Annotated in this window: 13 protein-coding genes; 11 read left to right on the forward strand and 2 right to left on the reverse strand. The window is 64.5% G+C overall.

All coding sequences use genetic code 11. The annotated features are described in order from the left end of the window. Positions 1 to 20 precede the first annotated feature (20 nt). Positions 21 to 410, reverse strand: a complete 390-nt coding sequence (locus ACWV14_RS11080; RefSeq protein WP_454906734.1) for a hypothetical protein — start codon at positions 408 to 410, stop codon at positions 21 to 23. Between the two features lie 339 nt (positions 411 to 749). Here ACWV14_RS11080 and ACWV14_RS11085 point away from each other — a divergent pair, with 339 nt between their 5' ends. The 11 genes from ACWV14_RS11085 (at position 750) to ACWV14_RS11135 (ending at position 12,049) form a co-directional block, all read left to right on the forward strand. Continuing rightward, entirely contained in the window at positions 750 to 1,505 is a 756-nt protein-coding gene (locus ACWV14_RS11085) for a TcpQ domain-containing protein (RefSeq protein ID WP_454906732.1), read from the forward strand. A 23-nt stretch (positions 1,506 to 1,528) separates the two neighbouring features. Next, positions 1,529 to 3,154, forward strand: a complete 1,626-nt coding sequence (locus ACWV14_RS11090; protein WP_454906730.1) for a type II secretion system protein GspD — start codon at positions 1,529 to 1,531, stop codon at positions 3,152 to 3,154. A gap of 14 nt (positions 3,155 to 3,168) precedes the next feature. Then, entirely contained in the window at positions 3,169 to 4,614 is a 1,446-nt protein-coding gene (locus ACWV14_RS11095; RefSeq protein WP_454906728.1) for a hypothetical protein, read from the forward strand. After that, positions 4,601 to 5,266: a hypothetical protein gene (locus ACWV14_RS11100; RefSeq protein WP_454906726.1), complete on the forward strand. Its 666-nt coding sequence runs from the start codon at positions 4,601 to 4,603 to the stop codon at positions 5,264 to 5,266. Before ACWV14_RS11095 ends, ACWV14_RS11100 begins: the two co-directional genes overlap by 14 nt. Positions 5,267 to 5,376: 110 nt before the next feature. Next, positions 5,377 to 7,167 carry an ATPase, T2SS/T4P/T4SS family gene (locus ACWV14_RS11105; RefSeq protein ID WP_454906724.1) on the forward strand — a complete coding sequence of 597 codons (1,791 nt, stop codon included), beginning with the start codon at positions 5,377 to 5,379 and terminating at the stop codon, positions 7,165 to 7,167. Positions 7,168 to 7,201: 34 nt separating this feature from the next. Beyond that, complete coding sequence (locus ACWV14_RS11110; protein WP_454906723.1) at positions 7,202 to 8,428, forward strand: hypothetical protein; 1,227 nt, start codon at positions 7,202 to 7,204, stop codon at positions 8,426 to 8,428. Between the two features lie 313 nt (positions 8,429 to 8,741). Beyond that, positions 8,742 to 9,332, forward strand: a complete 591-nt coding sequence (locus tag ACWV14_RS11115) for a type II secretion system protein (protein WP_454906721.1) — start codon at positions 8,742 to 8,744, stop codon at positions 9,330 to 9,332. 69 nt (positions 9,333 to 9,401) lie between these two features. Beyond that, on the forward strand, positions 9,402 to 10,907 hold the full coding sequence (locus ACWV14_RS11120; RefSeq protein ID WP_454906719.1) for a hypothetical protein: 1,506 nt from the start codon (positions 9,402 to 9,404) through the stop codon (positions 10,905 to 10,907). Between the two features lie 108 nt (positions 10,908 to 11,015). Then, on the forward strand, positions 11,016 to 11,267 hold the full coding sequence (locus ACWV14_RS11125) for a ribbon-helix-helix domain-containing protein (RefSeq protein WP_454906718.1): 252 nt from the start codon (positions 11,016 to 11,018) through the stop codon (positions 11,265 to 11,267). Continuing rightward, positions 11,264 to 11,593 (forward strand): type II toxin-antitoxin system RelE/ParE family toxin, encoded by a 330-nt coding sequence (locus ACWV14_RS11130; protein ID WP_454906716.1) that lies wholly within the window; start codon positions 11,264 to 11,266, stop codon positions 11,591 to 11,593. The genes ACWV14_RS11125 and ACWV14_RS11130 overlap by 4 nt, the downstream gene beginning before the upstream one ends. A gap of 126 nt (positions 11,594 to 11,719) precedes the next feature. After that, the gene (locus ACWV14_RS11135) at positions 11,720 to 12,049 is read left to right on the forward strand and encodes a hypothetical protein (RefSeq protein ID WP_454906714.1); all 330 of its coding nucleotides are present in this window, start codon (positions 11,720 to 11,722) and stop codon (positions 12,047 to 12,049) included. Between the two features lie 52 nt (positions 12,050 to 12,101). On the opposite strand, the gene ACWV14_RS11140 is transcribed toward ACWV14_RS11135, so the two are convergent. Then, on the reverse strand, positions 12,102 to 12,524 hold the full coding sequence (locus ACWV14_RS11140) for a hypothetical protein (RefSeq protein ID WP_454906712.1): 423 nt from the start codon (positions 12,522 to 12,524) through the stop codon (positions 12,102 to 12,104). Positions 12,525 to 12,655: the final 131 nt, after the last annotated feature.

The following is a 12,655-nucleotide window of genomic DNA, read 5'->3' on the forward strand; positions in this document are numbered from 1 at the left end:
TCAACAAACGGGGCCTTTCTCTACGCCATCACGGTCATCGTTGTCACGCTGGTGGCGACGGGAATCGGTCCTGCCATGAAGGCGGATACCGGCGCGACGCTCTCCGGCCAGGCGATCGCCATCGCGTTGCTCGCGCTCGGCTTGGGGAAGATCTTCTCGTCGATTCCGGCATTCGCGGATGGATTGTTCCCCGGTCGGACGGCCGCTGGCAGCGCCATCACGAGAGGGCGGGATGCCGCGGCGGCAGCCAGTGGCGCATCGCGGGCCGTGGGGTCCATCGGCAAGGGAGCGGCGGCCACCGGATCGTTTGTGCGCAGGGGCACGGGCAGCATGGCGTCGGCTGGAACGTCGCTCGGCGCGTCCATGCCCGGTGCCGGCGCGGCGGCGAGGGCGCTCAGCGCGTTGCGCAAGGGGAAATAGGGAAATAGGGCGTCGAGAGCCTCTCACGTCCATGCATCGCGCGGCCAAATTTGGCCGCGCGTTTGTTTTTGAGGATCGCTGCTCCTTCCTCCGCAGCGTTTCGGGGCGCCGACGTTGCACTGGACGCGCAACACGTGGGCCAGGCAACGCGCCGCCACGTGGGCCTCGATTGCGGGCGCAATGCTTGCGATCAATCCATGCCACGGCGAGGGTGCAAGGCTCCGCGGGAGCCACCAGAAACGGACGTGAATCGAGCGTGCATTCACCCAGAACACGGGAATGAGCCCCCGTCAAATGGATGCGTGTTTGATCAACCAGTCGTCCATCCCATGAACACCCCTCGCGGGCGTCTCGCCCCCAGCGCTTTGGCGCTTTTGACCATGGCTGCGTGCACGCTTGCGGGCAATGCGCAGGCTCAAGTCACTTGTGCCGTCAGTCCATCCACAGGCCGCTTGGAGGCCGCGCTTGCCTGGCGGAACACCCTCGGGGCTGACCGAGCGAATGCCATGTGCCAGTCGCTCCAGGCCAGCCCATCGAAGGCGGTCGATGGATTGCCGACGTCGCGCGGTGTGGCGGTCTCGCCCATTACCGCCATTGCGGCGCCTGCGACCGAGGTGAGCGACGGTGCGGGTACAAGCGCTCAGGCCCGAGAAGTCCTGAGCAAGATGGACGCCCGCCATTCGGGGCAGCCCTCGGCAACGCCACCAGCCGGGGCTTCTGCCGGCGCCAGGGTTCCCGTGACCGCGGTGCAAGCCGTGCAGGTGTCGCCAGGACCGGCGACAGCCGCCGCGCCGGCCCCGGTCGCATCCGGCTTTGCTATCGCGCCGCAGGATCGCACCTTTCGCGAGGTGATCGGCAAGTGGTCGAGCATGGCCGGTTGGTCGTTCGCCTCCGAGCACTGGGCCGTGTCGCGAGACATCCCGGTGGGTGGCGCCGATGTTTTCACGGGTGATTTCAAGACGGCAGTTCGAACGCTGCTCAAAAGCTCGCTCCTGAGCGATACGCCGGCACGGCCGTGCTTCTACAGCAACAACGTGCTGCGGGTGATCCCCGCGAGCGAGTTGTGCAAGCGCAGCGACCTGTAAGTCAAATGAACAGTGAGAATTCAATGACCCTTCGATTCAAATTTGCTTCTCCCCTGATCGTTCTCGTGGCTGTCGCCTTGTCGGTCGCGGGCTGCAGCACCTACCAGGCGAAAGAGCAGGTCAAGGCCGATCTGTCCGACGTGACGGCCCGCGCCCAGCGTGAGCAGGAGCGCGTGCAGGACCTGACCAACAACTACTACCGCAACCGCGATGCGCTGGACGAGGTCGGGGCCCCCTGGCTCGCTGGCAAGAGCATTCCCCTTTCGCGCGACGTGACGTTGCCACCCGCTCTGCGGGCCAACGTGAAGGTCTCCGCGGTGTCGTCGGCCTGCATGTCCAGCACCTTGAGCCTGCCGACGCTCGCGAGCTGCATCACGCTCGCCACGGGGATTCCGGTGCGCGTGAAGCCCGATGCGCTGCTGCCGGTGTCGCAGTTCGCGCCGCGTCGCGGCTCGAGCGGGCCCGCGACGGCGCCGCCGTCAAGTGCCGCGGCATCGTCGACTTCAGGTCAGCAAGGTGGCATGGCCATCGGGCCTGTGGACATCCAGGTCGGCACCTTGCTCGACCTGGCCGACGCTGCCTGGGGCGTCAGCCATCGCGTGACGGAGTCGGGGCAGATCGAGATCTTCCGCATCGAGACCAAGGTGCTTCGGCTGAAGGCCTTGGCGCAGAAGGTGACGAACCTGGTTTCCACCAGCGCGGGCTTCAGCGCCGAGAGCAAGTCGACCTACGAGTCCACGGCGACCGATGCGCTGGTCAACATGCACAAGACGCTGCTGGCCATGGGGACCGTGGCCGGCGATGTGGTGATCAATCCGGAGAGCAAGTCGGTGATCGTCACGGACACGTCGGACGCCATCGCACGCATGCAGACCTACATCGACGACGAGAACAAGCGCCTCACCCGTCGCGTCACGTTGGTGTTCGAAGAACTGTTCGTCACTTCCAAGCAGCAGGATCAGGCCAGCGTGGACTGGTCGGTGCTGTACGACAAGCTGACCGGCACCGCCAACACCTTCAGTTCGCCAGCGACCCTGGCCGGATCCGCAGTGGGATCGGCCGGCTTCAGCGTGCGCGGGACGGGGGCGTTCTCCGGTACGTCGGTCATCTTGCGGGCACTCGATGAAATGGGTCTCACCGTCACGCGTCGCAGCTTCCCCGTCTCGACACTCAACGGCAACACCGCGACGGTGGGCCTCCCCACCGTGTTCGACTATGTGGCCCAGGTGTCGAACACCGCGGTGACCTCCACGACGGGAACGATCAGCGCCCCGTCCATCACGCAGAAGGAGGACAAGTACGGCGCCTTCCTGACGGTGACGCCAGAGGCCCAGGACGACGGGCAGGTTCTGGTCTCGGTGAATCTTCAGGACCGAACCGGCACGCTGACACCCTACACGGTGGAAGTGCAGGGCAGCGGCACCACGGTGCAGCAGCGCAACATCCAGGAGAGCAACCTGTCCGGCCGTACCGTGCTGCGTGTCGGCGTGACCCACCTGATCGGTGGTCTTGACGAAAACGCCAGCCAATCGACCGCGCGTCGCCTTGACGCGCACGCGCCGATGATCCTCGGCGGATCCGACTCCGTCACGCAGAGCAAGCGCCGCATCATCCTGCTCGTGACGGCCGTTGCGGAAGACAACATCTGAGTGCGTGAACCGGCATGGACATCACTCTTCTATCCGCGGCATCCGACGAGTTCCTGTCGGGTCTGCCCGATGACACCGCGCTGGCGCTGGGGCTCTCCTGGGCGCCGTTGACCGCCGGCGTTCAGGCTGCGAACGCGATTTCGGTCGCGCTGGGCAACAAGGCTACGCATCTGGTGCACGCCGACGGGAAATCCTCCGTCGGCCTGGCCAAACTCAAGCGCGCCGAGCAGAAGCAGCTCGCCAAGCAGAAGATCTCGCGTGTCCTTTCCGCGGCCAGCCTTCTTGCCACCTTGAAGCCAATCGGCACGTCGCTGGTGACGCTGCCGATCGAGAGCGTTTCGAGTGCGGGAGAGCAGGCCGGAGGCCACGAGAACGCTGCCGACGAACGCGTGTGGCTCGGCGCCGTGTCAAACGGCGCAGTGCTGCGCGGTCACGATGTGGTTGTGACACGCGCACAGGCCGATGAAATCTGGCGTGCGCTGCAGGAGCGCTACAAGGACAAGGCGACGCGCTTTGATCACGGCAATGGCTTCGACTGGCAGGATCTGGTCGAGCTCGGCGCGGATCGCCAGGCCGAGGCCGTCGTCAACGCTTCGCGGCTCGTGCCGGCGAAGGCCGGCTCCCTTGTCGCACTCAAGCGCATTCCCAAGCCGATGAAGTATGCCGCGGGGGTCCTTGTGATCGCCGGCGTTGCGCAGTACCTGTTGATCCCCATCATGAACCAGCAGATTGCCAGGTACCGCAAGGCGCACGAGCCGGTCGTGGACCCGGCGGCGCTCTGGCAGGAGTCATACGAGCAGTGGGCGGGCGCGCGAAAGCTCGCGGGGGTGAAGTCGGTCGAACAAGTCACCCTGGCCCTGCGGAACGTGCCGGTGCACATCGCCCGATGGGATTTGACGAGGGCGGTTTGCGATCTGGATGCGATGCGTGGCGGCTGGAAGTGCGCCGCCCAGTACGTGTGGCCCGTGGAGGGGGTAGGGCCCAGCGCCTCGACCAATGCGGCCTTCCAGGCGAGCATCCCGAAGGACTGGGCGCTGGAATGGAAGCCGCTGGGCGGCGTCACTGCACGCTTTCAGGTCGCCGGAGTCAGCAAGCGGTTCAACGAGAAGGAACTGGAGACCAAGGACTGGCACCTGGTGAACTCGGTCAGCTACCTCCAGCGCCTGGAACGGGTGCTCGAGCTCGGCTCCAAACCGCTGGGTGAGTTTGCCCGGGTACCGGTCGCGACGCCCAAGCTGCCCAACGGCACGAATGCACCCGTGCCCGCGAACCTGAAGTTCCCGCTGGTCGCCACCCTGCAGGTGGACGGCCCTCTGCGATCAATGACGGAGAAACTCATTCACATGCCTCAGGTGTCGTGGAAGCAGGTCGCCATCACCGTCACCAAGAACGTGACACCCGATCGCGCCAAGTCTGAACTCAAAGCCAACCTCCAAGGGGAGATCTATGCAAAGCCGTAAAGCCTTTCTGTCCGTCGTCCTGTCGGGCCTGGTCGCCGCGTCGCTCGTGGGGCCTGGTCAGGTCAGTGCGGAGACTGTCGATGATCTGCTCGCTGCCGACGCGCGTACCGCCGCGGCGAATGAGGAGATCAAGGCCGTGAAGGCAGAGCGCACTGCGCGCGAGGCTGCCGGGCTGCCGCCGCCAGGCGCGAGCTTGTCTGCCCCGAAGGTCGTGCGCGAGAAGGTCTTTGAACTGGTTTCGATTTTCGGTGTGACGGGTCAGCGAAACGTCCGCTTTACCGTCGACGGCGTGCCCATCGACCTCAGCGAGTCGGGAGGCGCGAACAATGGATACGCGTTGGTCGGCATCGATGGCACCTGCGCGCGGGTGGCGGCCGTGAGCGGCTCGGCGACGAAGAAGGCCGCGCACAAATCGAAGGCGACCTCGGCAGGCAAGCCGACGAATGTTTGCTACGTCGCTGCGCCGATCCTGACGGCCCAGAACGTGCTGCGTCCGAATCTCGCAGGCGTGGGCGGCAGTCTGCCGCCGCCGGTGTCGCTTGGCATGCTGCCGCCGGTACCGGTCGTGGCGCCGCAGGCTGGCGGATCCGTTCCGACCTCGATCCAGCTGCCGAGCGGAGGCTCGCTGCCGGTTGCCACCCCGGCCCGTTGAAGGAACAAGGGATCCCCATCATGTTTGGACTTGGGAAGTCGGCCGCTCAACAGCGCCAGACCCCTACAGTTGCATCGCGCCCGTTGGTGACAACCCGACCGCGTGACGGTGTGCGCGAAACGAGGCACGAGCCGCTGCGCGAGCGGGCGACGTTTGGCGCCGATGTGCCGGATGGCGCGGTGAGTTCGCGGTCGGTGATCGCGCCTCTTCGCCTCAACTCCGTTGACGACCTGATTGCCTTGAAGCTGGGGTTCGAGCAGAAGCTGGACAAGGAAGTGCCCGTCGGCCCCCATCTGGCCTACCAGATGTGTCCGGTGTTGCTTGGCGGGGCCTTCGGCACCAGCGCCGCGCATGCGGCGCTCTTGTGCACGGAGGTGGCCTCGGTCACGGACGAGGCGATCGCCATTCGTGAGCAACTGGCGAAGGAAAGCAGCCGCTGGACCTTGTGGAAGGAGTCGCCCATCATCATCGCCTCCGAAGTGCTGCTGCTGTCGGTCGTGCGTGGTCAGGTCACCAAGGAGCAGATCGCCAAGCGCCGCGTCATCCGTGCCAACCCCGACGACAACGGCGCCTACGGCAGCTTGAAGGAAGTCGTGAAGTGGGCGTTGGAGCAGAAGGCTTCCGACATCACGTTCACGATGCATGACGGCAAGGCGATGAGCCAGATCAGCTTCATCATCAACGGCCTGAACGTGTCGCCTGATCGCTTCCGGATTCCGACCGGCACCTTGAACTCGATGCTCAACACGGCCTACATGATTGCCGAGGGCGTCAAGCTGCCGACCTATGACCCGACGGTGGAACAGGACGCTCGCGTCAACCTGAACATCGACGGCCAGGACATCCTGCTGCGGTGGGCCAGCATCGCGTCGCAGTACCCTGGTCCCTCGGTGACGACCCGCATCGTCAAGATGTCCCAGGTCGAGCGGCTGGTGCTGGAGGATCTGGGGTACCTGCCCACGCAAATCGCCGGGCTGCATCGGGCGACCAACGCCGAGGGCGGCGCGGTCATCCTCGTCGGGGTGGTCAATTCCGGCAAGACGCACACCATCGCCGCGATGATGGGGAGCCTGCCGGAGACGCACAAGAAGATGTCGCTGGAAAGCCCCGTCGAGCTGCTGATCCCGGGGGTGATCCAGAAGACCGTCACCGGCGACTTCCTTGAGGAACTGAAGATTCTCAAGCGCAGCGCGATGCACGACATTCTGCTGGGCGAGATCCGGGATTCCTCCGACGGTCGCGCCTTCTCCGACCTGTGTGCGATGGGCGTGAACCTGTATTGCACGACGCACGCGCCCGACGCGTTCGGCGCCTACGACAAGCTCACGCAGGACACCGTGGGTGTCTCCAGGGATTTTCTGGCCACCCCGCGAATGGTCAAGGTGATCGTCGGGCAAGCGCTGCTTCCGTCGAATTGTGAGAACTGCCGCAAGCCCTTCATGTCCTTGCTCCAGGATGGATCGCCACGCGCCAACGACTACCTGGGGTACGCGAAACGGCTGGAGCACCTCTACGATATCGACGTGGGTGGCGTGATGGTCCAGAACCCGGAAGGATGTTCGGTCTGTCGCCAGAACGACCTGCGTGAGCTCTACGGCCTGGCCGGGCGGAAGATGGTGGCGGAGGTGTTCGAGCCGGACGAGTACGCGCTGACGTTGATCAAGGCGGCGGATACGGTCGGACTCAAGCGCTATTTCGCGGAACAGCGCACCAGCGACTATTCCTCGCCCGACATGGCCGGCAAGACGGCCATGGAATGCGCCGTGTACTGGATGACGCAAGGCGTCCTGGATCCACGGCGGGTCGAACCCCGCTTCCACAGCTTCGAGCGCGAAGAAATGTTGCGCAAGAGCCGGGAGCGTCTGAAGGCCGCCAATCCGACGCGGCTGCACGCCGTCTGAACCCACTCGCGCGGCGCACCGCGCTTCATCGAACATGAGCACCCCTACAACCTATTTTCAAACGCAGGCCAACGGTCCCGGCTTCTTCAAAGGGATCGTGGCGGACGTCGCCGATTTCTGGCATTCGCTTACGGACCCCGTGCAGAACGCAGCAGGCAAGTTTCGAAAGAAGCGGGCGGACTACTACGAGACGTTGGCTGATCGACTCGAGAACGCCAGTGGCCTGACCCTCAAGGACCTTTTCGAGCGCGACGCCGCGCGCTACTCGGCGGACCGCGAGGGCAATCCGATCAAGACGCCCGAAGGTGTTCTGGCCGCGCACTGGGCGGCGCGGTATGTGGAAGTGGGCGGCAATCTGGCCATGACCTTCGAGGGCACGTTGCCGCCGGAGGATGTGGCGCTGATCCGTGTGGGCGAGCAGGCCGGCGCCGGCGCGTTGCCTTCGACCTTGCGTGACATGGCGCGGCTGACCGGTATGGTGGCGCAGGCCAAGAGCACCTTCCTCGCGACGACGCTCGTCGGCTTCGCAACGCTCTGCGTGCTGGTCGCCGCACTGTTCAGCATGCCGCTGTACACCGTGCCGATGCTGCGCGAAACCTTCTCCGCCTTGCCGCTGGACCAGCTCCCGCCGCGGGCGCAAACCATGTTTGGGTTCTCGGACGCGATCTCCGCCAACGCCCTGGTGCTGACGATCTTCGCCGCCGCTGCCGGCTGGTGGGTGAAGTGGTCGTTGACGAATCTTGTCGGGCCGTGGCGCACGAAGCTTGACCAGGTGCTGATCTGGCGGCTGTACCGCGACTTCCAGGGGGCCATGTTCCTGGCCATCCTGAGCACCATCGTCAAGCGGCGAAACAATTCGAGCACCCAGCTGCCCGACGGCCTGGCGCAGCTGCGGGAGGGCGCCTCGCCCTGGATGCAGTGGCACATCGACCAGATGTTGTCGAACCTGTCGCAGGTCAACAGTTCGCAGGCGGAAGAGAACAGCACGGCGATCGCGAACGCACTGAACACAGGCTTGATCGACCAGGAGACATTCTGGTACTTCCTCGACGTTCAGGACGGTGCCGGTATCGCGGTCGGGCTGCAGAAGACGGGGCTGCGCGTGGAGGGGCCGACGCTGAAGAAGGTCGCACGACGGGCCGCCTGGCTGCGCGCGGCGATGATCGTGTTCGCGCTGCTGGGGGTCTTCGGCGTCGGCGCGATGACCGCATCGGCAGGGTCCGCGTTGCTGCAAGCAACCAAGCTCTTCTATCAGTCCTGAGCGAGCAGGGCGTTCACTTCGCAGCCGGTCGGTGCTTCAGTGCGCTGACTGGCCGCGACGCTTTGGGCGTAGGCCAGATGGGATCGCCCTCAGGCATTTCGTTCCTCACCTCAGCTTGGTTCCGGCAGCCTGTTAGCAGCGGCGATCAACCCGCCGGCCATTGAGGATTTCTTCACGGCGCAGTGCCTCCGGTTTCGATTGGCGTCGCGATTTCCGCTGCATTCGGATCGATCGCGGCCCGACAGGCTTTCAAGATTCATCGGACCAACAACCGTTCCTCTTGTCCGACCGTCCTCACTTGAAAGCGCCTGAAATGAAGTATTCCGCCCGTACACCCCAACCGCGCCGCAGCAGCAACAGCAAGCAGAAGGGCTTCTCGCTGGCTGAGCTGTCGCTGTACATCGCGATCGTCATCATCCTGTCCGTGGCGGCCATTGCCGGCTACAAGGCATTCGTGATCTCGGGCCGCGTCTCGACCATGACCACCGAGCTGCAGCGCATCGGCCAGCGCCTGACGCTGAATGCCGACGGCATGGGCGCCACCCCGTACACAACGTTGACCACGGACGAGGTGTGCAACATCGCGCGCGGCGGCGCGATCATCACCTCGGCCGGCACCGGAAACGGCACCACGTGCACGCACAGCCTCGTGGCCTTTGGCAGCGGCAATGTGTCCGCAACGCCGGGGACGGTCACCAATGCTGGCGACGCATGGACCATCCAGGTCGACAACGTCAGCAGCTTCGCGTGCCCGGACCTTGGCGCCACGATGAACCGTTCCGTCGTCGTGATCTCGATCAACGGCACTGTGGTGAAAGCCGCCAACGGCTCGTTCAACGCTGCTGCTGCGGCGGCGGCTTGCACGCTGCTGGACACGAACCAGTTCCAGTTCACCGGCGCCTGACCGCCGAACGCACTCGCCACCAGGCGGGGGCGTTCGCTCCCGGCTTTCTCACTTTCATCGAGGCATGCCATGACTCCGAAACTGATTTTCGACAGGACCCGCGGCGGCGGGGCTCGCCGCCGCGGCACAGGCTACGTGATGATCGAGCTGGCGATCGTCATCGCGCTCTCCACGCTGCTCGCGGTCTGGAAGGCGCCGCAGCAGGTCCGCGAGGTCGAGGACGCCGGAATGGATGCCGTGGGCGTGTACATGCAGGTTCTGAACTCGGCGGTCGAAAAGTACAACTTGTCCAACCACAACGCGCTGTCCAACAGCCAGCCGGTGGCCGGGTTCGTCAACTCGATGGCGCCCACCATCGAGGAACTGCGTACCGCGAAGTACATCTCGAACCCGTCGTTCCCGACCGCGATCACCAAGCAGAACATCCCGGTCGCCATCAAGATCATTCCGCAGAACTGCCCGGGCGTGAACTGCCAGTTGTTTGGCGTCTCGTACGCGACGCAGGCCATGACCTTCGGCACGAACAACGTGCGCTATGACCTTGTGGCCCGCTTTCTGCAAGCCGCCGGTGGGTCTGGTGCTTCGGCGCCCTACACCAACGGTGGGAATCTGGTCTCCTCGATCTTCAACGTGCCCAACCCGAACGGCAATGTGCCAGGCACCATCGCGATCGGCACTTACCTGGATGAGGGCCTGTATCAGCGGTTCGTGCAGATCCGGGACACACGCGATCCGGACCTTCAAGGCAATCTGTCCGTGGCCGGCAACCTGAACATCGGAGGCAGCTCGCAGTTCGGCGGTCCGGTGACGGTGAACAACACGCTCAGCACAACGGGCGACGTGGATGTGAACAAGTGCATCCGCCTGCAGAAGGACGGTCGGGCCGGGTTCAACTGTTTCGACCCCATGGAGATGCCGAGCGGCTGGGATGGTGGCGTACGGACGTGGGACGTCGCGGCCACGGGCAGCGTGTTGACAACGGAAGATCCCAAGGGTTGGAGCGGTCCGAATACGCCGGGAAAGTGGTCCGTCATGTCTCGTGATTCCGAGGCCTATATGCAGACCTCGGGGCGCATGGTCGGCAATCGCCTGATCCCGAGCGGACTGTTCACGCCCGGTTCGGCCTGCAGCGATGCCGGCGCGGTGGCACGCTCCACCGATACCGGCTCGGGCGGCATGCTGGTCGTCTGCTCGGGTTCGGCCTGGGCGCCGTTGGTGTCGATTTCGTCGGTTGGCGCGGGCTGCTCGACCAACGGCGCGGCCGGCGTGACGCCTGGCGGCGTGTCGTTGACGTGCGTGGGAAACCAGTGGATGAGCGCCGTCGACCGCGAGGGTAAGTGGTCGGTGCAGGACTCGATCGTCGTGATGAACGGCTGGAACATCGGCAAGCCGGGCTGCGGCAGCGGTGGTGTGCCGAAGATCTTCTCGATCCCGCAGGCGATCGACACCCGAGGCAATGCCTCGAATTTCACGGCAAGCGACCAAGGTTCGTACTGGAACATCAGTCTGACCGATGGGACTGGTGCAGGCGTGTCCAGCCAGTCCCTGGCCCAGATTGGGTGCTGGTACCAGTAGTCGCCATCCCCGGCATTGAGCGTGGCGGAACCGCCGTGCCAGGTGAATGAGCAGGGCGCTTCTCGGCCAATTGTTGCCAAAATTTGCCATAAGGCCTACCATCAGGCCATGAGCACGATGAACATTTCCCTGCCCGACACGCTCAAGGACTTCGTGGATGAGCAGGTCGAGAAGCGCGCGTTTGGAACCAGCAGCGAGTACGTGCGCGAGTTGATCCGAAGGGATCAGGATCGGTCGCATCTGCGCGGACTGTTGCTCGATGGCGCCGCGTCGACCCCGTCAGGGCCGGCCGACGCGACCTACTTCAAGGGCCTGCGTGATCGCGTGCGTGGCGCGGGTAAGGCCAGCGCGCGTAAGTGACCGCCAAGAAGATCGTTCCTCGCGAGCAGGCCAGCAGGGACGTGGATGACGTCATCGCACACTACCTGAGCGAGGATGCCGAGCACGCAGCGATGGGCTTCATCGATGCCTTGGAAGAGGCCTTCGCGCACATCCGTCGCGATCCATCTACGGGTTCGCCGCGCTATGCCCATGAGTTGAATCTGCCGGGGCTGCGATTCTGGCCGTTGACGCGGTATCCGCACCTGGTGTTCTATGTCGAGCGCAAAGATCACATCGACGTGTGGCGCGTGCTGCATGGCCAACGTGACATCCCCGCATGGATGCGGGAGCTGGACCAGATCTGACACACGGCCAGTGCGAAAACGCCCATTTCCGAATGGCGTATCGATTGTTCATCCAATCGGGCCTCGGGCGACCGTCGGGAGGAATAGCCTGCAAGGTCCCATCAACGACCTTAAGGAGCTTCCGTTATGAGTCTCAAGATTTCCACACTCGCTGCCGCCGCGCTGTCGCTGTCCGCGGCCATCGCGTTGCCGGCTTTCGCCGCATGCGACTCGACCTGCATCACGCCGCTACGCAATGGCGCGAGGGCAACGTACGATCAAGGCTACGCGGCTGGCGTTGCCGCGCAGCCGACATCGACAGGATCTGGCTCTAGCGACTCGTCCAACGCGGACGGCAGCAGCAACGGCAGCAGCGCGAGCGCCGATGGTGGTGGCTCTGCTGGTACTTCGGCGGGCGGCGGAAGCGCTGGCAGCTCGGGAGGGGATGGAGGCAGTGCCGGCGGCGACGGCGACTAGTCCCTGTGCGATATTCAAGGGGCGCAACCCTTGCGCCCCAATCCGGCTACCTCTATTGGATCGCGGTCAATCCCAGGCTGCGGTCCATCGGAATCCAGTTCCCGTCGCGGATGACTTCCGACCACCCACCGGTTCCGTCAACCTTCATGACGAATCGCACAGGCTCGCAGCCGGTCATCCGAGGCTCTACTCGGACGACAACAATTGGGACACCAGTGGTCGAATTCCTGCGGCGAACATCTGCATTGTGTTCGCCTTGATCACAGGCTGCAATACCAGCCCCCATGATTCTCCACGTGGCGGTGCCATCGGGATGTTCCGTCAACTCGGCGACCCTGTTGGCAGTGCCATTCACATGGCCGGCGAGGTTGATCGCCCATCGATGCGTGGTGCCACCGCCGGGATTTCCGGCTGCGCACGCGGCAAGCAGGAGCGCTCCGACAAGTGCCGTTGCGGTGGCTGGTTTCGAGTTCAATTTCGACCTCCGTCTGTTGGACATGCAGAAATGGTGGCACAAGATTGCATCGCCGCAAGTGCTGAAACGCGAACACGAAGGCTCGCATGGTTGTCCTCGGCGCGACTCATTTGTGCCGGGCCTGCACATAC

This window comes from Variovorax durovernensis (assembly GCF_977011995.1).